The organism is Mycetocola sp. Y171 (genome assembly GCF_056713165.1).
Window position 1 is genome coordinate 90,123 of the sequence record NZ_JBWYGX010000001.1, and the last position, 23,200, is coordinate 113,322.

The window sequence follows — 23,200 nt, forward strand, 5'->3', positions numbered from 1 at the left end:
AACCGCGGCGCAGGGAGCTCAGTCGTTCGCGCGTGACCTGGACCACCAGGCCCATGCGGCCACGATGAGTACGAGCGCGACTCCGGCGATCAGCACGAACTTGATCACGGCACCGAGGAAAGCGAGCGCGATGTTCACGATCCAGGAGGCAACGATCACGGCGAGGATCACGACAACGATGCCGATGATCAGGGTTTTCGTCGAAGACTTCATGGCTCCAGTTGAGCACATGTCTGGCACGGTCGCTGACACGACGAAGCCGCCCCAGTGGTCACTGGAGCGGCTTCGTGGATCGTATGGCCGGCTAGCTCGGCTGGAAACCGCCGACCGGGCTCAACGCCGCGTCGAAGCCGAACGGGTCGCGCACCTGGCTGGACCGGTCGGAAGCGATCATCAGTGGCACGAGTTCGCCTGCGGCCCGGTCGATCCGGTCGGGAAGCGTCTTGATCCTGTCCGCTCCGCTTCCCCAGTCCTCGGATGCCGCGAAGACGCTCGTCGGGGCGACCACCGCGTGCAGGTAGGTGAACATCGGGCGAATCGCATAGTCCAGGGCCAGCGAATGACGCGCGGTGCCTGCCGTCGCACCGATGAGAACAGGCATGTCGGTCAGCGAACGGTTGTCGAGGATGTCGAAGAACGACTTGAACAGTCCGCTGTAGCTCGTGGTGAAGATCGGAGTGACGGCGATGAGTCCGTCCGCACCGGTCACCGCGTCGATGACCGCCTCGAGCTTCGGACTGGCGAATCCGGTCAACATGTTGTTCATGATGTCCTGGGCGACATCCCGCAGTTCGACGGTGGTCACCTCGACCTCGACACCCTGCTCCTCCAGCCTCGCGACTGTCGCGTCTGCGAGCCGGTCGCCGAGCATCCGGGTGGATGACGGCTGGCTGAGTCCGGCGGAGACGACGGCGAGCTTGCGTGTGGTCATTACTTCACCTCTGATTCGACGAGTGCTTCTGCCGGGGCCGTCGCGGCGACGGCCTTGAGAGACTGGTGGGTGGGGGCGTCTGGCACATCTGCCGGGCGGTTCTTCGCGAACTCACGGCGCAGCACGGGGACGACTTCTCCTCCGAGCAGGTCGAGCTGCTCGAGAACGGTCTTGACGGGCAGGCCGGCGTGGTCCATCAGGAACAACTGACGCTGGTAGTCGCCGACGTAGTCGCGGAAACCGAGGGTCTTGTCGATGACCTCCTGCGGGCTGCCGACGGTGAGCGGAGTCTGGGACGTGAAGTCCTCGAGGCTCGGACCGTGGCCGTACACAGGTGCGTTGTCGAAGTAGGGGCGGAACTCCCGAACGGCATCCTGCGAGTTCTTGCGCATGAAGACCTGTCCGCCGAGTCCGACGATGGCCTGGTCGGCGCGGCCGTGCCCGTAGTGCTCGAAACGCTGGCGGTAGAACGCCACCATCTTCTGCGTGTGGGATGCCGGCCAGAAGATGTGGTTCGAGAAGAAGCCGTCGCCGTAGAACGCGGCCTGTTCGGCGATCTCGGGGCTGCGGATCGAGCCATGCCAGACGAAGGGGGCGACACCGTCGAGCGGACGGGGTGTCGAGGTGAAGCCCTGCAGCGGCGTGCGGAACTCGCCTTCCCAGTCGACGACGTCTTCACGCCAGAGTCGGCGGAGGAGGGCGTACTTCTCGAGCGCGAGCGGGATGCCCTGGCGGATGTCCTCTCCGAACCACGGGTAGACCGGGCCGGTGTTTCCCCGGCCGAGGGTGAGGTCCATGCGACCACCTGACAGGTGCTGCAGCATGGCGTATTCCTCGGCGATGCGCACGGGGTCGTTCGTGGTGATCAGCGTCGTTGCGGTCGACAGGATGATCTTCGACGTCTTCGCGGCGAGGTAGCTGTTGATCGCGACAGGGCTGGAGGGGAAGAACGGCGGGTTGTGGTGCTCGCCCATTGCGAACACGTCGAGTCCCACATCCTCCGCGTGCTGTGCGATGGTCAGGATGTCCTGCAGGCGCGACGCGTCGGTAGGAGTGTGACCGGTGGTGGGGTCGGTGGTGATGTCCCCGACGCTGAAGATTCCGAACTGCATGATCGCCTTCCAGCAGAGTTTTCATATCCATTCATGTGAATGGATATCTGGTGCAACGGGGGTCGTGCCTGATCTATTCCACACGCACAGCAAATGTTCGCAGAATAGGCTGGTGTCCGCACCACCGGCCACGAGGGAGCATGAATGAGCGCTGAACCGCAGGGACACCACACGGGGTCGATCCCGAAACCGAGGGTCCCGTTCTGGGACAACGCGCGTTTCGCCTGCATCGTGCTCGTGGTCATGGGCCACGGCATCCAGCGCATCACCTACGACTCGGATGCCGCCCTGGTCGTCTACCTGTGGATCTACGCCTTCCACATGCCCGCGTTCGCGATCGTCAGCGGGTACTTCACGAAGAGCGCCCCACCCGGCATCCGCCAGATGAAGCGCGTGATCACGGACATCATCCTCCCCTACGTGATCATGGAGTCCATCTGGACTCTCGTCCAGTTCCTCGTCGAAGGGAAACGGGAACTCAACCCGACCCAGCCGAGCTGGACACTGTGGTTCCTGCTGGCGCTCGGCATCTTCCGGCTGGTTCTGCCCTACCTGGCCCTGCTGCGGTGGCCGCTGGCCTGGGCACTCGTCATCTCCGTCGGTGTCGGCTACCTCAACAACGTCGACAGCACCTTCTCCCTGGCCCGCACCCTCGGCATCCTGCCGTATTTCGTTCTGGGCTGGCAGTTGCACCGCTGGAAGCTCATCGACAAGTGGCGCGTGGCCGAACGGCAGACCTGGCTGATCCGGGGTGCTGCGATCCTGTTCATGCTCGCCTGGGCAGCCGTCCTCGTGGTGTTCGTCGACCTCTGGCGCAAGATCGACCTGCGCTACTGGTTCTTCTACGACCAGTCCTATTCCGGGCTCGGTGGGGACCAGCTGTGGTCCGGCGGCGTTCGGCTCGCCCTCATCGTTCTCGCCGTCCTGCTCAGTGCCGCGTTCTTCGTGCTTCTGCCCCGTCGGCAGACCTGGATGACGACCTTCGGGCAGTACACGATGTACGTGTACCTGCTGCACAGTTTCGTGCTCTATCCACTTCGCGAGACCGGTGTTCTCCGCGGAGAGGAGTACCCCGAGATCTGGCTCATCGGAATGCTGATCTTCGCCGTCGTCATTTCGGTCGTGCTGTCAAGTCGTCCGGTGCGCAGGCTGTTCCGGCCGCTCGTCGAGCCGAAGCCGAAATGGATCTTCGCCGATCACAAGGACGCACCCCCAGGGCCATCCAGGCGAGACCCCACTGGCGCGCAACGAGACCGCGCCCCCGAGCGGCCTGTGCCGCCCGCTCCCCCGTCGTACCGCTAGGGCTCAGCGGGTTGCGCCGACCGGGCGCCGGGCCGCGGCTGCCATTCGGATCGAGCGCGCCTTGCGGGCGGTCAGCGCGAGGCCGATGAGCACTCCGAGTACCGCTCCGCAGGTGTTGGCGACGATGTCTCGTGGGTCGGACACCCGCGTCGGGATGAAGACCTGGGCCAGCTCGATTGCGACCGTGAGCCCGAAGCCGACCGCCATCGCCAGCCACCACAGGCGTCGGCCGAGAAGCAGGAGCAGGAACAGGCCGATCGGAAAGAACATCGCGATGTTGGCGGCGAACTCAAGGTTGTTGTAGCTGATCCAGGCCGTCGCCGAATGGCTGTCGAAGAACTCCAGAGCGCGGAAGATGAAGCCGTTCGAGTCCTCGTCGATGGGCTGGGGGCCGAGCGTGACCCAGCCGACGAACGCCAGGTACACAAGGGTGAAGAGGCTGAGTACCGGGTGCCGATGGAACATCCCCCTAGTGTGCCGCAGATTTCTGAGCTTCAGCCGCGTCGGCCTTCTGCTGCTGTCCGAGAACCGAATGCCTGCGTCCGTAAGCGAAGTAGATGATCAGGCCCAGCGCGAGCCAGACGAGGAATCGGACCCAGGTCAGCGTCGTCAGGTTGAGCATGAGCCAGATGCAGAGCGCCGCAGACAGGATCGGCAGGAACGGCGACCACGGGACCCTGAAGGCACGCTTCAGGTCTGGGCGCTTCTTCCGCAGCACGACGACAGCGATGCTCACGAGCACGAAAGCACTCAGCGTGCCGATGTTGATCATCTCCTCGAGCACGCCGACGTCCGTCAGCCCGGCGAGGAGTGCGACGGCCACACCGGTGATGATCTGGATCCGCACCGGGGTGTGGCGCTTGTCGCTTGTCACACTGAGCGAGCGGGGAAGGAGGCCGTCGCGGCTCATCGCGAAGAGCACTCGCGCGAGGCCGAGCAGCAGCACCATGATCACGGTGGTGAGACCGGCGAGGATGCCGACCGAGATGACCTGGGCTGCCCAGTCCGCGCCGACGGCGACGAAGGCCGTTGCGAGCGACGGATCCTCGGCTTCGGCCAGCGTCGTGTACGGAACCATACCGGTGAGCACGAGGCTGACCCCGATGTACAGGACGGTGACGATGGCGAGTCCGCCGAAGATGCCGCGAGGCAGGTTCTTCTGTGGGTTCTTCACTTCCTCGGCGCTCGTGGCGACGACGTCGAATCCGATGAAGGCGAAGAAGACGAGGGACGCCCCTGCCAGGAGCCCGAAGATCCCGTACTGCGCAGGGGCAGCTCCGGTCATGAACGCGAACAGGGACTGGGCCCAGACGTCGCTCGCTCCGCCTTCTGTGGGCTGCGCCGGGGGGATGAACGGGGTGTAGTTCTCCACCTTGATGAAGAAGGCGCCGACGACGATGACGAACACGACGATGGCGACCTTGATGATCGTGAACACCGCACCGACGCGGGCGGAAAGCTGGGTGCCGAGCACGAGCAGGGTGGTGAAGATGGCGACGATGACGAACGGGCCCCAGCTGACCTGCAGCCCGAGCAGGTTGATGGTATCGGGGACGTCCCAGCCCCACAGCTCGAAGACGAGCGAGAGGTAGATGCCCCAGTACTTCGCGATCACGGCGGCAGCGGTGAGCATTTCGAGGATGAGGTCCCAGCCGATGATCCACGCGAGGAGTTCGCCGAGCGTCGCGTACGTGAACGTGTATGCCGATCCGGCGACGGGGATCGTCGAGGCGAACTCGGCGTAACACATGATCGCCAATGCACAGGTGATCGCGGCGAGCACGAACGCGAGGCTGACCGACGGTCCGGCGTAGTCGCCTGCTGCCCGTGCGCCGACAGAGAAGATTCCAGCGCCGACCGCGACCGCGACCCCCATGACCATGAGGTCCCAGGTGCCGAGTGTGCGTTTGAGACTGCGGTGTTCCAGATGCGAGTCTGCGAGGGAGTCCTCGATACTCTTCGTGCGCCAGAGACTCATCGTCATCCTTCCGACCTGTGACCCGAATGGGGCACGTTCCGAGGATGCCAGATCACGGGCTCCGCGTCGAGGATGAGAGGATCGAGGCATGACGGATGCCACAACGAATGTGACCGAGGCACGCACCGCAAGTGCAGCACCCTGGTGGACGCGAGCCGTGGTGTACCAGGTGTATCCACGCAGCTTCGCGGACTCCGACGGCGATGGGATCGGCGACCTCGGCGGCATCCGCTCGAAACTCGACTACCTGGCCGAGCTCGGCGTCGACGTGATCTGGCTCTCGCCGGTCTACCCGTCGCCCCAGCATGACAACGGGTACGACATCCGCGACTACGAGGACATCGATCCGGTGTTCGGCGACCTGGCCGAGTTCGACCGGCTGGTCGCTGACTCCCACGACCGTGGCATCCGGATCGTCATGGATCTCGTGGTCAACCACACGAGCGACGAACACGAGTGGTTCCGGGAGTCGGCGTCGTCTACAGACAACCCGAAACGGGACTGGTACTGGTGGAGGAAGCCGCGCGTGGACGGCGGCCTGCCGAACAGCTGGACGAGCGCCTTCTCCGGTCCTGCCTGGACGCTCGACGAGGCAAGCGGCGAGTACTACCTGCACCTCTTCGCGAAGCAGCAGCCCGACCTCAACTGGGAGAATCCCGAGGTCAGGCAGGCCGTATACGCGATGATGCGCCGGTGGCTCGACCGTGGTGTCGACGGCTTCAGGATGGACGTCATCAACCTCATCGCCAAGAAGACCGAACTCATCGACGGACCGGATCGCGGCACCGGTCTCGGCTTCACCATGGGGCCGCAGATCCACGACTTCCTCCAGGAGATGCACCGCGAGGTGTTCGCCGGCCGGTCGGGTCAGTACCTCACCGTTGGAGAGATGCCAGGGGTCAGCATCGAGGATGCTGTTCTGTTCACCGACCCGGCTCGTGCCGAGGTCGACATGGTGTTCCAGTTCGAGCATGTCTCGCTCGACTCCGGCAGGTCCAAGTTCGACGCGATCCCGCTGGACTTCGTCGCGCTGAAGACGAACCTCGCCAGGTGGCAGACCGGCCTGGCAGAGCGGGGCTGGAACAGTCTCTACCTCAACAACCACGACCAGCCCCGGCTCGTGTCGCGGTTCGGGAACGATCGGGAGTTCCGGGTCGAGTCCGCGACGCTGTGGGCACTGGTGCTGCACCTCCACCGCGGGACGCCGTACATTTACCAGGGCGAGGAGATCGGCATGACCAACGTGCGGTTCGAGTCGATCGAGCACTACCGGGACATCGAATCCCTCAACCACTACCGCGAAGCGGTCGAGGACTTCGACCAGGCGCCGTCGAGCGTGCTCGACGGCATCCACTCCCGCGGAAGGGACAACGCCCGCACCCCGATGCAGTGGAACGATTCCGAGCATGCCGGCTTCACGACGGGCACACCGTGGATCGCTCTGAACCCCAATTACCCGGAGCTCAACGCCGAGGCCGACCGTGCCTCCGGCGCGAGTGTGTTCGACTTCTACCGCCGGCTGATCGCGCTCAGGCACGAGAACGACACGGTCGCGCTAGGCAAGTTCGAACTGCTGGCGCCGACGCATCCGACGCTGTACGCGTTCACGCGCCGGTCGGCGACGGAGACCCTCGCCGTCGTGGCGAACGTCTCGGACGAGCCGTTCGACGGTGACCTGCCTGTCGACCTCGATGGCGCCGAACTCGTGCTCGGCAACTACACGGTCGGCGGCGACCTGCCGTTGCAGCCGTGGGAGGCCCGTCTCTACCGGCTCTGACCGCGGCATCCGCGCAAAGAAAACGGGCCGTTCACCTCGAGGTGAACGGCCCGTTTCGTACAGACTGAATTAGCGACGCAGTCCGAGACGCTCGATGAGCGAGCGGTAGCGGTTGATGTCGACATCAGCCAGGTAGCCGAGAAGACGGCGACGCTGACCAACAAGCAGAAGCAGTCCACGACGCGAGTGGTGGTCGTGCTTGTGCTCTTTGAGGTGCTCGGTGAGATCCTTGATCCGCTGGGTCATCACTGCGACCTGGACCTCTGGGGATCCGGTGTCACCGGGGTGAGTTGCGTACGCTTCGATGATCGCCTTCTTGGCTTCGCCTTCAAGTGCCATAGGTTGATCCCCTTTTCTCTCGTTGCGCGGTGCCCGTCACAGAGTGTGCAGGCTCTCTTTATCCGCGGCCGTTAGACGGCAACCTCAAGAGTTTAGCAGGTTTCGCCCTCCCGGTCGGCGCTAGGGTGAAGCCGTTCAGCCGTGAAAGGTCTCCCGTACGGCTGCCGGCCGAAAGGATGCCATGTCGCACGATCTCACGGGCCTCCTCCGAGCCCTTCCCGTCTTCCCCGACGAGCTCCGGACCTTCGACACCGAGGCGGCGCCCGAGCATCCGGCAGACCTGTTCGCCGAGTGGCTGGCCGACGCGATCGAGGCCGGTGCGCCTGCGCCGCACGCCATGACGCTCTCCACCAGCGGACCGGACGGACGGGTGTCGGCACGAACGCTCATCCTCAAGGGGATCGACGAGCACGGCTGGATCTTCGCGTCCCGCGACGACGGCCCGAAAGCCCGCGACCTCGGTGCGAACCCGTTCGCGGCCCTCACCTTCTTCTGGCCGGCCGTCGGCCGGCAGGTGCGGGTCAGCGGGCCCGTGCGCGAACAGTCACGCGCCGACGGTGAAGCCGATTTCCTCGCCCGCCCGGCCGGTTCACGTGCCGCCGCATTCGTCGGGCACCAGAGCGAACCCCTGGCAACGCTCGAGGACTACCGGGAGGCGTACGGCGCAGCATCCGCGCTCGTCGACGCGGATCCGTCACTCGTCGCCCGCACGTGGAACACGTGGGCGGTGGCCGCTGACCTGGTCGAGTTCTGGCAGGCTTCCGCCGACCGGGCGCACGTGCGCCTGCAATACAGGCTGCACGGGAAGGCCTGGGAGCGCGGGCTCCTCTGGCCGTGATCAGCGCCGCTCGCCCGACAGGAGAAATTGTCGGGCCGTCCGGCCTGACAGGAGCCAAAGCACATTCGCTGATCGGATCTCCTGTCGAGCGTGCGCGACGAGCGAGCGAGGCGTAGGGTGCCGGCATGAGCGTGACGCTGGTGCTGCTGCCGAGCCCGTTGCTCGGCCCAGCGGCATGGCGAGAGGTCGGGGTCCTTCTCTCCTCACGGGGATGGGACGTTGCCGGACTCCCCCGGTTCGACGGCGTCACGAGCTACCGGGACGTGCTCGCCACCTGGGAACGCGCGCTGCCGCCCGACGCCGACTACCTCCTCGTCCCGCACAGCAACGCCGGCCTGTTCGTCCCAGCACTCGGCGAGCACCGCTGCGTCGTTGGACACGTGTTCGTCGATGCCGGCCTGCCACCTGCCGCCGGACACGTACCCCTGGCTGAGCCCGCACACTATGGGATGCTGTCCCGGCTGGCCGGTGACGACGGCATCCTTCCCCCGTGGAGCGGCTGGTGGGAGGACGCGCGGCTGGCCGAGCTGTTCCCCGATACGGAGACCCGCCAGCGCGTCGAAGCCGAACAGTCGCGGTTGCCCCTGTCGTACTTCGCCGAACGGATGCCGGTACCCGACGGCTGGATGCGACGCCCGAGCGGGTACCTCGCGTTCGGCGACACCTATGCGGGTGAGCGTCGGGTCGCGGAGGAGAAGAATTGGCCGGTACGTGTGCTCCCAGGCGGTCACCTGCTCATGCTCACGGAGCCGGCGGCCGTGGCATCCGCCCTCGAGGACGTGCTCGGCGCGATCGGGTTCTCGGCCTGACGGATGCAGTGACGCTACTCGACGGACGAAGGGGGTCACGTTCTAAACTGGGACGCCATCCGACAGATCATGAGGACGATGATGAGTTCCGAGAAACCAGCACCAGACGCCGACGACGACGCCCTCAAGGCGGAAGAGACGAAGCGGAAGTTCCGCGAGGCCCTCGAGCGCAAGAAGGCGCAGTCGCAGGGCAAGGGTACGGATCACCTCGACGGAGAATCCTCGATCCACGCCGCACACGGCCCGGCCTCGCACCAGCGGGAATTCCGCAGGAAGAGCGGGTAACGCCAGCATCAGCTGCGGGTCAGACCGCGCGTTCGAAGACGAGAAGCGTCGACGTCGCCGTCGCGATCACCTGACCGGCGGCATCCGTCAGCGCCGCAGACGCGAATGCCGCCCTTTGGCCGAATGAGATGAGGGACGCCTCTGCCCTGACGCGCCCGGTCTCGGCGGTCATCGGACGGTGGTACGACGTCTTCAGTTCGAGCGTGGTGTAGGCCTGCGTCGGGGAGATCCGGGTGTGCACAGCTGCGCCGCACGCGGAGTCGAGGAGGGTCGCGGCGAATCCGCCGTGCACGGTGCCGACGAGATTCATCACGGCCGGGCCGGGCACGCCCTCGAACGCGGCAAAGCCCTTCCCCACCTCGACGAGGTCGAAATCGAGTGCGTCGCCGATCGCCGGGCGCGTCCCCGACGCGATCAGTGCCTGCAATTGTTCGATGCCGGAGAGTCCGCGCGGAGATGCGTCGTCGAGAAGGTTCATCCGTTCAGCTTACGGATGCCGGAGGCGACGGATGCTGTCGCACGGTTCGCAGGAGATCGCACGGTTCGCAGGAGGAAAACCGGTGTTCGGTCCTGCAGATCGTGAAATCTCCTGCTCCCCGTGCGTTCAGCGCAGACCGGGCATCCGGGCAGCCACGTCGGCGAGGATGTCCTCCGAGCCGGCGTAGAGGCCGTCGGCGCGAGGCCAGTGGGTGATCACGTCGGTGAAGCCGAGTTCGCCTGCCCGGCCGACCGTGTCGTCGAACCGACCGATGCTCTCGAGCGCATACACGCCACCGGAGTCGATCATGAGGTAGCGATCCAGGGCGAGCGGGTCTGTGCCGACCGACCCGGCTGCATCCTCGAACCGGCCGGCGAGCTCAGCCACCGAGTCCCACCATTCCTCACCCTCTGCACCGTCTCGCCCGGTGGTCACCCAGCCCTGCCCGTACTCGGCCGCGACGCGCATGCCCTTCGGCCCGTTCGCGGCCACGACGAAAGGGACCCGCGGGTGCTGCGCCGGCGTTCCGACCATGCGGGCGTTGACGGCCGTGAACCAGTCGCCGTCGAAGCTGACGCCGCCGCTGCCCGGCAGTTCGTGGCGGAGCAGGAGGTCGAGCCCCGACACGAATTCGGCGAAACGCTCATGCCGTTCCCGCGGCGACAGCTCACGGTAGCCGAGAACGAAGGCGTCGAACCCGGTGCCCCCTGGCCCGATCCCGAGCCGGAAACGTCCGCCCGAGATCTCGTCGAGCGTTGCGACGTCCTTCGCGAACGGCACAGGATCCCTGAAGTTCGGTGACGAGACGATGACTCCGAGCGAGATGGTGCGCGTGACGGCGGCTGCGGCCGTGAGTGTCGGGATCGTCGCGTGCCACGGCTCGTCGGCCAGGGTCCGCCAGGACAGGTGGTCGTAGGTCCAGGCGGCGTCGAAACCGTACTCTTCGGCGGCCACCCATTTCCGCTGCGCCTCGCGCCAGGGATCCTGAGGGAGGATCGTGATTCCACATCGCATGCGCCGAGTCTACGGGTGGGCCGGATGCCGCCGCGCCGTCAGAAAAGTACCCCCCGTGTCAGGGGGCGATGACAGACTTCCGACATGACAACGCGACAGCTCCCGACTCCGACCGCACCAGGCATCCCCGCCCCGCCCGAGGGCTCGCACCGCTGTTTCATCGTGCCGCCCTACCTGCTCGCCCATCTCGCCACCATCGAGGATCCCCGGCTGGATCACGCCCGTCGTGCTGCACAGCGCGCACTCGAGAGTGCGCACCCGTACCACTCCATCCGGCCGGGTGAACCGACCACGATGCGCCCGCCCGTGGTCGCGCCGAAGCCTTCACCGAACGCCGACCCGTCGCAGCCGGAACGCGCCATCTCGGATGCCGGGAACACCGAGACGTTGCCCGGTCGCCTCGTGCGCAGCGAAGGCGAGTCCGCCGTGTCAGACGCCACCGTCAACGAGGCCTACGACGGGCTCGGAGACACGCACGCGCTCTACTGGAACGTCTTCGACCGGGCCTCCATCGATGCCAACGGCCTCCCCCTCCACGCCACCGTTCACTACGGCGACGCGTACGACAACGCGTTCTGGGATGGCGGCCGTATGGTCTTCGGCGACGGTGACGGCCAGGTCTTCGCCGGGTTCACCCGCTCGCTCAGCGTGATCGGGCACGAACTGACCCACGGGGTCACGCAATACACGGCGAACCTCGTCTACTCGGGCCAGTCTGGCGCGCTCAACGAATCCGTGTCAGACGTCTTCGGCGCCCTCGTCGAGCAGTACACACTCGGTCAGGACGTGACCCAGGCGAGCTGGCTGATCGGCGAGGGGATCTTCACCGACGAGGTCGAGGGCACAGCGCTGCGGTCGATGAAAGCTCCAGGGACGGCGTATGACGACGACGTCCTCGGGAAGGACCCGCAGCCCGGCCACATGAAGGACTACGTCGAAACCGACGACGACAACGGCGGCGTCCACCTGAACTCCGGCATCCCGAACCATGCGTTCTACCTCGCGGCGACCGCGATCGGCGGCAAGGCATGGGAGGCCGCAGGGCGGATCTGGTACGAGACCCTCACCGGCGAGATCAAGGCCACCACCGATTTCCGTGGCTTCGCCAAGGCCACGACGGTCGTCGCCGAGCGGATCTACGGTGACACCTCCGCCGAGGCGGATGCCGTCAGGTCGGCCTGGCAGGCGGTAGGCGTCACCGGCTGAGCAGAGTACGATCGCGGTCATGAAGGTGACCGTGACCCGAAGCGGCGGATTCGCCGGCATCCCTCGCCGCTGGCAGGTGTTCGTGGAGAAGGAACCGGACGAAGAGGCCTGGCTCGTTCTGCTCGGAAACCTGCCGTGGGACGACGTCCCTCAGGACGCTCCGCAGCCTGACAGGTACCTGTACCGGATCAACTGCGAACCGTACGAATCAGTCATCCCGGAGCCGCGCGAAGCCGTCATTCCCGAACAGGACCTCACCGGTCCATGGCGGGAACTCGTCGACCGGGTCCGTGAACGTGACGAGCAGAAACGCGACCTGCGCCCGGCGCATCCGTTCACGCCGCCGGAGAAGTGAGCGTCAGACCCTGGCCACCTCTGGCGGGACGAACTCTTCGAGCGACTTCCCACGCTTGTCGGCGAGGGTGAGCGCTGCGACCGCTGCGATGAGGAAGAAGGCGGCGAAGACGCTGAACAGCAGCACGTTGCCGCCGACACCGGTGAGCAGCGGCACGGCGAGCGGGGCGATGATCGAGGCGATCCGCCCGATCCCCGCGGCCCAGCCGGAGCCGGTGGCCCGCAGCTCGGTCGGGTACAGCTCTGGCGTCACGGCGTAGAGCGCGCCCCATGCGCCGAGGTTGAAGAATGACAGCAGCATGCCTGCGCCGATCACCTGCCATTCCAGCTCGGCCAGGCCGAACAGCACAGCGGAGACGGCCGAACCCGTGAGGAACAGCGCCAGGGTCTTGTTCCTCCCCCACTTCTCCACCAGCCACGCGGCGACGAGGTATCCGGGCAGTTGAGCGAGCGTGATGATGAGGGTGTAGCCGAACGAACGGACCAGGGAGAATCCGGATGCCACCAGGATCGTCGGCAACCAGACGAATGCCCCGTAGTACGAGAAATTGACACAGAACCAGACGACCCAGAGGGCCGCGGTCTGCGGGCGGTGCGGGCGCGCCCACAACGCGGATACCTGGCGTCCGGCGCTCAGACGGGGTTTGGACGCGACCGCGATCTCCGGCGCGACCGGCTGTTCGGGCGGCGTGACGCCGGCCGAACGCTCGAACCGCTGGACGGTCGCCTCCGCTTCAGCGGTCCGGCCCCTGGATTCAAGGAAGCGGACGGACTCAGGCAGCCCGAACCGGATGAACGCGGCGTACAGCGCGGGAACAGCGCCGATGGCCAGCGCCCAGCGCCAGCCTTCAGCGCTGGATGGGACGACGACGAATCCGATGATCGCTGCGAGCGTCCAGCCGACGGCCCAGAACGCTTCGAGCAGCACGATGATCCGGCCGCGGATCCGAGGAGGCGCGAACTCCGAGACAAGCGTCGACGCCACGGGAAGTTCAGCGCCGAGGCCGAGGCCGACGACGAAGCGCAGGGCGATGAGCACACCAACAGACCACGAGAGCGCAGACGCACCCGTGGCGATGCCGAAGATGAGGAGGGTGATGGCGAACACCTGCCGCCGGCCGAGCCGGTCGGCGAGGAGACCGCCGAGGCTCGCGCCGATCGCCATGCCGATGAAACCGGACGAAGCGACCCAGCTCAGCTCGGGTCCTGTCAGGCTCCAGGTCACCGCGAGCTGGGCGAGCACGAACGAGATCAACCCGACATCCATGGCGTCGAGTGCCCAGCCCATGCCGGAGCCGACGAGCAGCTTGCGGTGCTCACGGGTGAACGGCAGGGCGTCAAGTCGTTCCAGCCGTGAGCGGGGAGGTGCTGGTTCGTTCATCTGCTTATTCTGTCGCGTGTGCGTGCGGTGGTGCGTCAGGACGGCGTGTCGCCGGCGAACTGCGCGGCGAGGAGCTCGAGTGTCTGCACCCGTCCCGGCGCACGGTCGGTCGGATCGGCGTCATATGCGGACGCACCGGGCGACACCATGACCTCGTCCACGTCGAAGCGCTTCGCGAGCTCGCGCACTCGGCCGGCCGCGGCGACGGGCTCGTCGATGATCCAGCTGTCGAGCGACGCGGCGATGAACTCGTCCTGCAACCCGGTCATGGTCGTCGCTGCGGCCTCTTCGACCGTGGCCAGTCGCCCGAGCTTCTCGTTCGTGCGGAGGCGCGCCATGTGCTGGAGGTTCGGCAGGGCCAGGGCACGCGCTTCGGATGCCGTCGGCGCTGCGACCACGTTGGCGGTGACGAAAGTGCGCGGTGCGTCGAGCAGGTAGGAGGGACGGAACTGGCTCCTGTAGATCTCCAGCGCCCGTTCGGCGCCAGCGCCCGCGAAATGGTGGGCGAAGACGTACGGAAGACCGAGCGACGCTGCGAGGGTCGCCGAATAGTCGCTCGAACCCAGCAGCCAGACGTCGGGTGTGGTCGTCGCCGCCGGTGTCGCCCGCAGCTGGTATTCGTCACCGCTCGTCAGACGCACCGTCGCGCCCTCGTCGCCGAGAAGAGTGATGATGTCACTCACGTAGTTCGGGAAGCTGTTGACGTCGCTGGTCGCTCCGGAGCGGTTGAGCACCGCTGTCACAACGGGGTCGCTGCCCGGTGCACGGCCGAGGCCGAGATCGATGCGCCCCGGCGTCGCTGCTTCGAGGATGGCGAACTGTTCGGCGACGACGAGCGGCGCGTGGTTCGGAAGCATCACGCCGCCTGAACCGACGCGGATGCGCGACGTGTGCGCTGCGAGGATGCCGATGATGACGGCGGGGTTCGTCGACGCCACCGATGGCATGTTGTGATGCTCGGCGACCCAGTAGCGCTCGAAGCCGAGGTCATCGGCGGCACGGGCCAGGCCGATCGATGCGGCCAGGGCCTCAGCGGAGGTCTGCCGGGAACGGACAGGGACGAGATCAAGAACAGAGAGTTTCACACACACAACCTTTCGAGAAGTCCAAGCCACTTCCCGTCCGCCGCATTCCCGCTCGGGAGCATCCGGTCGGATTGACCCAGCCTCTTCGGTCAGGCGAGCAACTGCTGCCAGCCGGTGCCTGCCGCGTGCTCGAAGACGAGGTTCGTTTCGGTGTGGGCGACCGCGGGGTGGCCGGTGAGGTACTGCACGACGAATTCGCGCAGGTCGGCTGTGCTCCGTGCGGCGACGTGCATCAGGTAGTCGTCTCGTCCACCCATGTGGAACATCGACAGGACTCCGGGCCAGGTCGGCGCCTCTCTGCGGAACTTCTGGATGTCCGCACGGTTGTGCTGGGCCAGCTGGACGGCGATGAGTGCCTGCAGCGGCGCGCCGAGCACGGCGAGGTCGATGTCGGCGTGATATCCGGTGATGTGGCCTGACTGGTGCAGCCGCCGGAGGCGAAGCGAGACCGTGGATTCGGCGAGGCCGAGGTCGGTGGCCAGTTGCGATCCGGACGCCCTCGCGTTGGCCGATAGTGCCCGGAGAAGCGCGCGGTCGGTACTGTCGAGTTGGGGCTTCTTCGGTTCCATGACTGCATTCCTTAACGATGACGAATCATCTTCGGTATATTGCCGGTGAAACTATAGTACCTGTTACATCTCTTGTAGTCGATCGAAGAATCTGCTGAGATTCGGACATGCTCAATGATGACGCACGCTTCGAAACGCTCGCTGTCCACGGCGGGATGTCCGGACTCCGAGACCAGGGATCGCACGTTCCCCCCATCGATTTTTCCACGACGAACCCCCTCGGCGGAATCGAATCAGGTGGCGAGTCCTACGAAAACCTCGCGACGGGACATCCGATCGAAGACGGGTCGAGCGCCGTCTACCAGCGACTCTGGCAGCCGGGAGTGGCGCGCTTCGAGCAGTCACTTGCCGCCCTCGAGGGCGCAGAAGCCGCTGTCGCGTTCAGCACGGGGATGGCAGCACTCTCCGCCGTTCTCATCGCCTGCGTGCGCGCAGGCACCGGTCACGTCGTGGCGCTGCGGCCCCTGTACGGCGGCACGGACCACGTCCTCGAATCGGGTTTTCTCGGAACGACGGTCAGCTGGGTCGACCCCGGTGACGTGGCGGGCGCCATCCGTGCAGACACCGGACTGATCATCCTCGAGTCCCCAGCGAATCCGACGCTCGAGCTGGTCGACATCGCCGCCGTCGTCGCGCAGGCCGGCGACATCCCCGTGATGGTCGACAACACCTTCGCCTCCCCCGTGCTGCAGCAGCCGATCAGGCACGGCGCGACTCTGGTGATGCACAGCGCCACGAAGTTTCTCGGCGGGCACGGGGATGTCATGGGTGGCGTTATCGCCGGACCCGAACACTGGATGATCCGACTTCGCCAGGTTCGCGCGCTCACCGGCGGCCTGTTGCATCCGTTCGCCGCCTACCTGCTCCACCGGGGTCTGCGGACACTGCCGGTGCGGGTGCGCGCACAGCAGGAGACCGCGGCCCTGGTCGCCGCCCAGCTCCACGGCCACCCCGCTGTGCTCGACGTGCTGTATCCCGGCCTCGCCGGCCGCGACCCGGAGAACCTGATCGGGCGGCAGCTCGCAGGACCCGGATCGATCCTCGCCCTCGACCTCGGCAGTTTCGCCGCCGCGAAGGCGTTCACCGAGGCCTGCCGGCTCGTCACCCACGCGGTGTCGCTCGGCGGCGTCGACTCGCTCGTTCAGCATCCGGCATCGCTGACCCACCGGCCGGTGGCCGAAGAGGCGCGCCCCGGTGCCGGGATCGTGCGGCTGTCGATCGGGCTCGAGCACATCGAGGACCTGATGTCCGACCTGAACGGAGCGCTGGAGGCCGCGGCGGCCGCAGACATCCGCCCGGCAATGCTGGCGAACGGGTCAGGCGGCCAATAGGCTCGGCCGCATGGTCATCCTCATCACCATCGCCGCGACGCTGTCAGCAGCGATCCATGTGCTCATCTTCTACTGGGAGTCGCTGGCCTGGACCCGGCCGACGATCTGGAAGCGCTTCGGCCTGCGGAGCCAGGAGGAGGCCGAAACCACCCGGGTGTTCGCGTACAACCAGGGCTACTACAACCTGTTCCTCGCAATCGGAGCCCTCGTCGGCGCGGTGCTCTACGGCATCGGTTGGACCGATGCCGGCTTCGCCCTCGGGCTGTTCTCGGTCTCGTGCATGCTCGCGGCCGCCATCGTGCTCGTGACGAGCGGGCCGGGACGCATCCGGGCGGCCGCACTGCAGGGCCTGTTCCCGCTCATCACGATCGTGCTCTACATCTGGAGCTGGACCATCGACCACTGAGTCCGACCAGCGTACGTCGACCGGCGCCGGGTGCCCGTCAGGCCGGTTCGGCCACGATCGCCTGGACGTCGTACCCGGACAGTCTCTCCCGGCCGCCGAGTCCCTGCAGTTCGAGCACGAGACCGATGCCTGCAACGGAGTAACCGCAGCGTTCGACAAGCCTGGCCGCCGCGCCGCAGCTGCCGCCCGTTGCCAGGATGTCGTCGACGACGAGAACGCGGGTACCTGCGGCGAGCTGCCCCGGACGGATCTCGAGGGTTGCGGATCCGTATTCGAGGGCGTAGTCCTCGCTGAGGACCTCACCGGGGAGCTTCCCCGCCTTGCGGACGGCGGCGAGTGGGACGTGAGCCGCGTATGCCAGGGCGGCGCCGAGGAGAAATCCGCGCGCCTCCACGCCGGCGACCGCGTCGAAACGCCCGGCGAAGCGGGACGCGAGATCGTCGATCACCGCGCGGAAGGCATCCGCATCGGCGAAGACCGGGGTCAGGTCACGAAACACGATCCCGGGCTTCGGAAAGTCCGGGATCGTGTCGCTCAGTTCAAGAACGAGCTCTGAGACGCTCAAGCGTTACTTCACTCCGAGCAGGTCGATGACGAAGATCAGCGTCTGGCCGGAGAGCGGGTGGTTGCCGCCTGCAGCACCGTAAGCCAGGTGCGGCGGGACGGTGAGCTTGCGGCGGCCGCCGACCTTCATGCCGGGGATGCCTTCCTGCCAGCCGGCGATGAGGTTGCGAAGCGGGAAGTTGATCGACTCGCCGCGGCTCCATGAGGAGTCGAACTCGTCGCCGGAGTCGTAAGAGACGCCGAGGTAGTGAACGTTGACGGTGGAGGAGGCCTGTGCCTCGTCGCCCTCGCCGACGATGAGGTCGACGACCTCGAGCTCTACGGGGGCTGGACCCTCTGGCGCGTCGATTTCGGGCTTGGTGTTCTGCGATTCGGTCATGGGTCCATCCAACCCCCTCACCGCCCACGCGTCAAAGTCAGCCGCCACTAGGCTCGAGCGCGTGACCCTCACCGACTACTCCCCGCTGACCAGACCGGTGTCTCCGGATGAGGTTCGGCAGTTCCGGCACTGGGCGAAGACGTCGGGGTGGATCGGCACGACGAGGGCGGCTGTCTCCGCCCTGCAGGTGGTCGTCATCGTGATCGTGGCCGCGGTCGCGTTCTCCGTCTTCGCGAGTTTCCTCTCGTTCTCCGTGTCGCTGGCCACACAGGGAACAGCCGCTGAGGGGCCCGTCGCCGTTCTCCTCCCGCTCGTGCTGCTCGGCGTGGTGGCCGGCCTTGCCGTGACCGCGTGGCGGGGCTGGAACGGCACGCCGGCGACCTGGGAGAAGCGGCTCAGGCTACGCGAGTTCGCCGGAACCCGATCGTCGACGTACACCGGTGTCATCGCCGCTCCACCGTATCCGGGCATGATCTTCGGCATCGGTACGTCGAGGCAGGCCTACGACTCGGTGCGCGCGAACACGGGTCGAGCGCTCGACGTCGGAAACTACCGGTACACGGTGAAGCAGGGGAAGAGCAGCACCACCTACCGCTGGGGCTACGTCGCGCTCCGCCTCGACAGGCGGCTGCCTCACATGGTGCTCGACGCGGCAAGCAACAACCTGCTGTTCGGGAGCAACCTGCCCAGGAGCTTCGAGAAGGACTCGGTTCTGTCGCTCGAGGGCGATTTCGACAGGTCCTTCACGCTGTACTGCCCGCCCGAGTACGGGCGGGACGCCCTGTATGTCTTCACTCCTGACCTGATGGCACTTCTCATCGACGAGTCATCGGCGTTCGATGTCGAGATCGTCGACGACTGGATGTTCGTCTACTCCACGAAACCGTTCGACCTGCTCCAGCCGTCGGTGTGGCAACGACTGGACCGCATCGTGCAGACTGTCGGCTCCAAGACGCTCGACCAGACCCGGCTCTACTCAGACGAGCGGGTCGCCGATCGCACGCTCAACATCGTCGCGCCGCAGGGCCAGCGCATCAGGCGCGGGGTGGCACCTGGTGCCGTCGTCTTCGCGATCGTCGCGGTCGCGTGGCTGGGCTTCAACCTTTGGCGCACGTTCAGCTGACGACGTCGCCGGCCGGAAAAACCTTGCGTTCACGGCGACCCGGGTGCATGCTGGACGCAGTACAACTCATCGCCCCGTCGACCTGCAGGCAATGCCGCGGCACAGGGCGATGAGTCTGTTAACGGGGCGCTTCGCCGGCGCTACGGTGTCAGGAGCCGGCGCCTGGCGTCGACGACGGCGGCGAGAAGTTCCTGCTCGGATGCGCGGTGGACGAGTTCGTTCCTGCCCGTGATCATCCGCTGCCTGGTCATCGCGAGGCGGGTGGCATCCCTCGTGAAGTCCGCCATGGCGGTCCCCCGATCGCCTGGGAGCGTGCGGGCCCACGCACGTGCCTGGCGTCGGCCCGGCCAGGTCGCGAGCATCTGCACCTCTCCAGGGGTGAACCAGCCCGCCGCCGCGTAGTCGTTCAGCCGCGCCTCGGTCAGACGGATCTCGTGCCGCCGCACGAGGACCGTCATGACGAGGAGCACAACGAAGATCGGCACCTGCACGATGACGTAATAGGAGACGTACGACTCGAGCGATGTGACGACGAACGTCGAGCCGTTCCAGAGCGCGTGCAGCAGGATGGCGCCCACGAGCCCGACGAAGAAGTAGCCGACGGCTCCGAGCCCGGCGTGACGCCTGGCAGCCAGCCCGAGGGCGAGTCCGGTGAGGGCTGTGAAGGTGACGTGGGCGAACGGCGACATGACCGCGCGGAGGAAGAACGTCGCGCCGAGTTGCTCGACGCCGCCGTCGGCGAGCGCGAGGGCGAAGTACTGGATGTTCTCGGTGAAGGCGAAACCGGCGGCGACGACTGCCGCGTAGACGAGCCCGTCGACCGGCCCGGAGAAGTGTTTGCGCGCCACGAAGAACAGGATGAGCAGCCCGACGCCCTTCGCGGTCTCTTCGACGATCGGAGCCTGCACCGTCGCCTGGATGACGTCGCCTGCCCCCTCCCCGCCCGCGATCATGGCGGCGATCTGGATGCCGAGGTCGACGACGAGGGCGATGGCCACAGACGCCGCAGCACCCCAGAGGAACGCGAACAGGAGTGCGAGGCGCGGTTCGGGTTCCCACCTGTCGATCCATGCCACTGCTGCGAGCACGACGGCGAGGGGAAGAAGGGCGGCCACGAAACCGGCAGCAACGGCGCCGGGGCCGAGGAACACGACGAGGTAAGCGAAGACTGCCACCAGAATGAGGCTCAGGATGCCGACGGCGATGACGCCGAGGACTGTCCCGGTAGACGACGGCTTCACGGTCCGGGACCAGACCGGCTGCGCCGGCTGTGGCGCGTGCTGGGGCGACGAATACTCGTTGGGCGATGGCGACATCCGATCAGAGTAGTGGCAGATCGGGCCGAAAGAGCGCCGTCCCGCGGCGACCGGGCGGTCGGATAGCCTAGAGAGGTGAGATTCGCACACCTCGTCGACGAGGAGAACACCGGCTCCCCTGTCCGCCTGGCGATTGTGAACGGGAACGGAGCCCTGTTTCTCGACGAAATCCTCGACGATGCGCCCGCCTCCTTGCAGCAACTGATCGAACGCGGAGACGACGAACTCACCCGGGTGCGCAGCCTCACCCACGCTGCTCTGGCGCAGGGTGTCGACCTCACGCCTCTTGCCGACCTGCGGTTCGCATCCGCTGTGCTCCGGCCGCCGCAGATCATCGCCATCGGCCTCAACTACTCAGCGCACTCCGCTGAACTCAACCTCAAGGCGGACTCGGCCCCGACGGTCTTCTCGCTCTGGCCGAATTCCCTGGCCGGTCACGATGGAACCACCATCTGGCCCCGGTCGCTCAGCGAGTCCATCGACTACGAGGCCGAGCTCGGCGTGATCATCGGAAAACCGGCGAAGGACGTCTCGGTCGAGGATGCCCTGGACTACGTCTTCGGGTACACCGTCGTCAACGACATCACCGCCCGCGACATCCAGTATTCGGAGGCCCAGTGGTCAAGGTGCAAGTCGTTCGACGGCTTCACTCCGACCGGACCCGTCGTCGTCACGCGTGACGAGATCGCCGACCCGCAGAAGCTGCACATCTCGACGGTGCTCGACGGTCACCTCATGCAGGATTCGTCGACGGCGATGATGATCCGGTCGGTACCGACGCTCATCTCGTACCTGTCACGTTCGGCGACGCTCCAGCCGGGCACCCTGATCTCGACAGGGAGCCCGGGTGGAGCCGGATATTCACGGGACCCGCAGGTGTTCCTCCGCGACCGCTCCACGGTGACGGTGTCGGTCGAGGGCATCGGCGAACTGACCACCCACTGCCGACTCACCTGAGTCGTCAGGGCTGTCCGCTGCCTTCCAGGCTCGTCCGTACCTGACCGTCCGTGCTCTCGTCGACGGTCCCGTCGATGATCGGGATAGCTGTGGTGATCGTCTCCAGCCCGGAGAGGCGTGCTGGAGACAGCTGGCGCGTGACTTCTTCCCGCGTCATCAGCTCGGACTCGACGACGAGGTCGGCGATGTTCCTGCGGGTGAGCAGAGCCGTCTTGGCGAGGGCAGCTGCTGCCGAGTAGCCGATGAACGGGGTCAGGGCGGTGATGACGCCGACGGAGGAACCGACCATCGTTTCAAGCCGCTCTTCGTTTGCCGTAATGCCGTCGATGCAGTTGGTGCGGAGCGTGTGGCAGGCCTGGGCCATCCACGTGATGCTCTGCATGAGTGAGTGCGCGATGACCGGTTCGAAGGCGTTCAGCTGGAGCTGGCCGGCCTCTGCTGCCATGGTGACGGTCATGTCGGCGCCGACGACCGAGAACGCGACCTGGTTGACCACTTCGGGGATGACCGGGTTGACCTTCCCGGGCATGATGCTGGATCCGGCCTGGACGGCCGGGAGGTTGATCTCGCCGAACCCGGCTTGCGGGCCGCTGGAGAGCAGGCGCAGGTCGTTGCATATCTTCGACAGTTTGATGGCGGAGCGCTTGAGGGTTCCGCTGAACGACATGAAGGCACCGGCGTCGCTCGTCGACTCGATCAGGTCGGGGGCGGTCTCGCAGGAGAGACCGGTGATCCTGTTGAGGTGGGCGACCACAGCAGACGCATAGCGGGGATCGGCGGTGATCCCCGTTCCGATGGCTGTTGCGCCGAGGTTGATCTCCGCGAGCAGCCACCGGGTCTCGAGCAGCCTCGCGTGGTCTTCGCCCAGGGTCGTGGCGAAGCCGTGGAATTCCTGTCCGAGCGTCATCGGGACGGCATCCTGCAGCTGGGTCCTGCCCACCTTGAGGACGTGCCTGAACTCGGCCGACTTGCGGGAGAACGCATCCTGCAGGAGAGCGAGTTCGTCGAGCAACGTCTGCAGCGAGAACGACAGGGCGATCTTGATGGCGGTCGGGTAGACGTCGTTCGTGGACTGGCTGCGGTTGGTGTGGTCGATCGGCGAGATGTAGCCGTAGTCGCCCTTCTCGCGCCCGGCGAGCTCGAGCGCGATGTTGGTGATGACCTCATTCGCGTTCATGTTGGTCGACGTTCCCGCGCCGCCCTGGATGACGCCGACGACGAACTCCTCGTGGAACTCGCCGTCGATGATCCGCTGGCAGGCCCTGTCGATGAGGTCGCCCTTCTCGGCGCCGAGCACGCCGAGCTCGACGTTGGTCCTGGCGGCAGCCTGCTTCACGCTGGCGATGGCGACGAGGAGGGCCGGGTAAACCGAGATGGGCCTCTTCGAGATGGGGAAGTTCTCGAGCGCCCTGGCGGTGTGGATACCCCAGTAGGCGTCTGCAGGAATCTCCATGGACCCGAGCGAATCCGTCTCGGTCCGGGTTCTGCCTTGTGACGTCACGTGTGACCCCTGTTCCTGTGGTTCTACCTCGAGTCCGCGGTTGGCGGGCGTGATGAGTCTCACTGTGGCTCCATTGCCTGTCGATGCTTGTGGCGGGACGGTATCGACTTTACTCCGTCCGTCACGGCGGCGGGGTGGCCAGACTGGCATGCAGCGCGCAAGAGC

26 protein-coding genes are annotated in these 23,200 nt (G+C 66.2%); 11 read left to right on the plus strand and 15 right to left on the minus strand.

What is annotated here, in order from left to right; translation table 11 throughout:
• Nucleotides 1–18: 18 nt before the first annotated feature.
• The 3 genes from AC1M2K_RS00450 to AC1M2K_RS00460 form a co-directional block, all read right to left on the minus strand.
• Nucleotides 19–213, minus strand: coding sequence for a hypothetical protein (locus tag AC1M2K_RS00450; RefSeq protein WP_480239399.1), 195 nt, complete (start codon nucleotides 211–213; stop codon nucleotides 19–21).
• Nucleotides 214–304: 91 nt separating this feature from the next.
• Nucleotides 305–931, minus strand: coding sequence for an FMN reductase (locus tag AC1M2K_RS00455; protein ID WP_480237460.1), 627 nt, complete (start codon nucleotides 929–931; stop codon nucleotides 305–307).
• Nucleotides 931–2,043, minus strand: a complete 1,113-nt coding sequence (locus tag AC1M2K_RS00460; protein ID WP_480237461.1) for an LLM class flavin-dependent oxidoreductase — start codon at nucleotides 2,041–2,043, stop codon at nucleotides 931–933. The genes AC1M2K_RS00455 and AC1M2K_RS00460 overlap by 1 nt, the downstream gene beginning before the upstream one ends.
• A gap of 144 nt (nucleotides 2,044–2,187) precedes the next feature.
• Between AC1M2K_RS00460 and AC1M2K_RS00465 the strand changes: the two genes are divergently transcribed.
• Nucleotides 2,188–3,345 (plus strand): acyltransferase family protein, encoded by a 1,158-nt coding sequence (locus AC1M2K_RS00465; RefSeq protein WP_480239400.1) that lies wholly within the window; start codon nucleotides 2,188–2,190, stop codon nucleotides 3,343–3,345.
• Nucleotides 3,346–3,348: 3 nt separating this feature from the next.
• Here the strand turns inward: AC1M2K_RS00465 and AC1M2K_RS00470 are convergent, their stop codons facing one another.
• Together AC1M2K_RS00470 and AC1M2K_RS00475 are read right to left on the minus strand one after the other, a co-directional pair.
• On the minus strand, nucleotides 3,349–3,810 hold the full coding sequence (locus AC1M2K_RS00470; protein WP_480239401.1) for a VanZ family protein: 462 nt from the start codon (nucleotides 3,808–3,810) through the stop codon (nucleotides 3,349–3,351).
• 4 nt (nucleotides 3,811–3,814) lie between these two features.
• On the minus strand, nucleotides 3,815–5,323 hold the full coding sequence (locus tag AC1M2K_RS00475; protein ID WP_480239402.1) for an amino acid permease: 1,509 nt from the start codon (nucleotides 5,321–5,323) through the stop codon (nucleotides 3,815–3,817).
• An 88-nt stretch (nucleotides 5,324–5,411) separates the two neighbouring features.
• Here AC1M2K_RS00475 and AC1M2K_RS00480 point away from each other — a divergent pair, with 88 nt between their 5' ends.
• Nucleotides 5,412–7,100 carry a glycoside hydrolase family 13 protein gene (locus AC1M2K_RS00480; RefSeq protein WP_480239403.1) on the plus strand — a complete coding sequence of 563 codons (1,689 nt, stop codon included), beginning with the start codon at nucleotides 5,412–5,414 and terminating at the stop codon, nucleotides 7,098–7,100.
• A 69-nt stretch (nucleotides 7,101–7,169) separates the two neighbouring features.
• Here AC1M2K_RS00480 and rpsO read toward each other — a convergent pair whose 3' ends face one another.
• Nucleotides 7,170–7,439: a 30S ribosomal protein S15 gene (rpsO, locus tag AC1M2K_RS00485; protein ID WP_196834161.1), complete on the minus strand. Its 270-nt coding sequence runs from the start codon at nucleotides 7,437–7,439 to the stop codon at nucleotides 7,170–7,172.
• Between the two features lie 181 nt (nucleotides 7,440–7,620).
• Here rpsO and AC1M2K_RS00490 point away from each other — a divergent pair, with 181 nt between their 5' ends.
• The 3 genes from AC1M2K_RS00490 to AC1M2K_RS00500 all read left to right on the plus strand — a co-directional run bounded on the left by AC1M2K_RS00490 (nucleotide 7,621) and on the right by AC1M2K_RS00500 (nucleotide 9,371).
• Nucleotides 7,621–8,277 (plus strand): pyridoxine/pyridoxamine 5'-phosphate oxidase, encoded by a 657-nt coding sequence (locus AC1M2K_RS00490; RefSeq protein WP_480239404.1) that lies wholly within the window; start codon nucleotides 7,621–7,623, stop codon nucleotides 8,275–8,277.
• A 125-nt stretch (nucleotides 8,278–8,402) separates the two neighbouring features.
• Nucleotides 8,403–9,086: a hypothetical protein gene (locus tag AC1M2K_RS00495; protein ID WP_480239405.1), complete on the plus strand. Its 684-nt coding sequence runs from the start codon at nucleotides 8,403–8,405 to the stop codon at nucleotides 9,084–9,086.
• Between the two features lie 81 nt (nucleotides 9,087–9,167).
• Entirely contained in the window at nucleotides 9,168–9,371 is a 204-nt protein-coding gene (locus AC1M2K_RS00500) for a DUF5302 domain-containing protein (RefSeq protein WP_480237468.1), read from the plus strand.
• A 19-nt stretch (nucleotides 9,372–9,390) separates the two neighbouring features.
• On the opposite strand, the gene AC1M2K_RS00505 is transcribed toward AC1M2K_RS00500, so the two are convergent.
• The gene (locus AC1M2K_RS00505; RefSeq protein WP_480239406.1) at nucleotides 9,391–9,849 is read right to left on the minus strand and encodes a PaaI family thioesterase; all 459 of its coding nucleotides are present in this window, start codon (nucleotides 9,847–9,849) and stop codon (nucleotides 9,391–9,393) included.
• A 126-nt stretch (nucleotides 9,850–9,975) separates the two neighbouring features.
• On the minus strand, nucleotides 9,976–10,863 hold the full coding sequence (locus AC1M2K_RS00510) for an LLM class flavin-dependent oxidoreductase (protein ID WP_480239407.1): 888 nt from the start codon (nucleotides 10,861–10,863) through the stop codon (nucleotides 9,976–9,978).
• Between the two features lie 84 nt (nucleotides 10,864–10,947).
• Between AC1M2K_RS00510 and AC1M2K_RS00515 the strand changes: the two genes are divergently transcribed.
• Both AC1M2K_RS00515 and AC1M2K_RS00520 read left to right on the plus strand, forming a co-directional pair.
• On the plus strand, nucleotides 10,948–12,069 hold the full coding sequence (locus AC1M2K_RS00515) for a M4 family metallopeptidase (protein WP_480239408.1): 1,122 nt from the start codon (nucleotides 10,948–10,950) through the stop codon (nucleotides 12,067–12,069).
• A gap of 19 nt (nucleotides 12,070–12,088) precedes the next feature.
• Nucleotides 12,089–12,424 carry a protealysin inhibitor emfourin gene (locus tag AC1M2K_RS00520; RefSeq protein ID WP_480239409.1) on the plus strand — a complete coding sequence of 112 codons (336 nt, stop codon included), beginning with the start codon at nucleotides 12,089–12,091 and terminating at the stop codon, nucleotides 12,422–12,424.
• 3 nt (nucleotides 12,425–12,427) lie between these two features.
• Here the strand turns inward: AC1M2K_RS00520 and AC1M2K_RS00525 are convergent, their stop codons facing one another.
• The 3 genes from AC1M2K_RS00525 to AC1M2K_RS00535 all read right to left on the minus strand — a co-directional run bounded on the left by AC1M2K_RS00525 (nucleotide 12,428) and on the right by AC1M2K_RS00535 (nucleotide 15,458).
• The gene (locus tag AC1M2K_RS00525) at nucleotides 12,428–13,804 is read right to left on the minus strand and encodes an MFS transporter (RefSeq protein ID WP_480239410.1); all 1,377 of its coding nucleotides are present in this window, start codon (nucleotides 13,802–13,804) and stop codon (nucleotides 12,428–12,430) included.
• 35 nt (nucleotides 13,805–13,839) lie between these two features.
• Nucleotides 13,840–14,889 (minus strand): LLM class flavin-dependent oxidoreductase, encoded by a 1,050-nt coding sequence (locus AC1M2K_RS00530; RefSeq protein ID WP_480239411.1) that lies wholly within the window; start codon nucleotides 14,887–14,889, stop codon nucleotides 13,840–13,842.
• Nucleotides 14,890–14,978: 89 nt separating this feature from the next.
• Nucleotides 14,979–15,458 carry an Lrp/AsnC family transcriptional regulator gene (locus tag AC1M2K_RS00535; RefSeq protein ID WP_090710930.1) on the minus strand — a complete coding sequence of 160 codons (480 nt, stop codon included), beginning with the start codon at nucleotides 15,456–15,458 and terminating at the stop codon, nucleotides 14,979–14,981.
• Between the two features lie 107 nt (nucleotides 15,459–15,565).
• On the opposite strand from AC1M2K_RS00535, the gene AC1M2K_RS00540 reads away from it, so the two are divergent.
• Entirely contained in the window at nucleotides 15,566–16,789 is a 1,224-nt protein-coding gene (locus tag AC1M2K_RS00540) for a trans-sulfuration enzyme family protein (RefSeq protein WP_480239412.1), read from the plus strand.
• 10 nt (nucleotides 16,790–16,799) lie between these two features.
• Entirely contained in the window at nucleotides 16,800–17,195 is a 396-nt protein-coding gene (locus AC1M2K_RS00545; protein ID WP_480239413.1) for a DUF1304 domain-containing protein, read from the plus strand.
• Nucleotides 17,196–17,232: 37 nt separating this feature from the next.
• Here AC1M2K_RS00545 and AC1M2K_RS00550 read toward each other — a convergent pair whose 3' ends face one another.
• Both AC1M2K_RS00550 and AC1M2K_RS00555 read right to left on the minus strand, forming a co-directional pair.
• Nucleotides 17,233–17,760, minus strand: coding sequence for an adenine phosphoribosyltransferase (locus AC1M2K_RS00550; RefSeq protein WP_480239414.1), 528 nt, complete (start codon nucleotides 17,758–17,760; stop codon nucleotides 17,233–17,235).
• A 3-nt stretch (nucleotides 17,761–17,763) separates the two neighbouring features.
• Complete coding sequence (locus tag AC1M2K_RS00555; RefSeq protein ID WP_480237478.1) at nucleotides 17,764–18,138, minus strand: FKBP-type peptidyl-prolyl cis-trans isomerase; 375 nt, start codon at nucleotides 18,136–18,138, stop codon at nucleotides 17,764–17,766.
• Between the two features lie 61 nt (nucleotides 18,139–18,199).
• Here AC1M2K_RS00555 and AC1M2K_RS00560 point away from each other — a divergent pair, with 61 nt between their 5' ends.
• Nucleotides 18,200–19,261, plus strand: a complete 1,062-nt coding sequence (locus AC1M2K_RS00560; RefSeq protein WP_480239415.1) for a hypothetical protein — start codon at nucleotides 18,200–18,202, stop codon at nucleotides 19,259–19,261.
• Between the two features lie 140 nt (nucleotides 19,262–19,401).
• Here AC1M2K_RS00560 and AC1M2K_RS00565 read toward each other — a convergent pair whose 3' ends face one another.
• Entirely contained in the window at nucleotides 19,402–20,577 is a 1,176-nt protein-coding gene (locus AC1M2K_RS00565; protein ID WP_480239416.1) for a PrsW family intramembrane metalloprotease, read from the minus strand.
• A 75-nt stretch (nucleotides 20,578–20,652) separates the two neighbouring features.
• On the opposite strand from AC1M2K_RS00565, the gene AC1M2K_RS00570 reads away from it, so the two are divergent.
• Nucleotides 20,653–21,534 carry a fumarylacetoacetate hydrolase family protein gene (locus tag AC1M2K_RS00570; RefSeq protein ID WP_480239417.1) on the plus strand — a complete coding sequence of 294 codons (882 nt, stop codon included), beginning with the start codon at nucleotides 20,653–20,655 and terminating at the stop codon, nucleotides 21,532–21,534.
• A gap of 4 nt (nucleotides 21,535–21,538) precedes the next feature.
• Here AC1M2K_RS00570 and AC1M2K_RS00575 read toward each other — a convergent pair whose 3' ends face one another.
• Entirely contained in the window at nucleotides 21,539–23,035 is a 1,497-nt protein-coding gene (locus tag AC1M2K_RS00575; protein ID WP_480238433.1) for an aspartate ammonia-lyase, read from the minus strand.
• Between the last annotated feature and the right edge of the window lie 165 nt (nucleotides 23,036–23,200).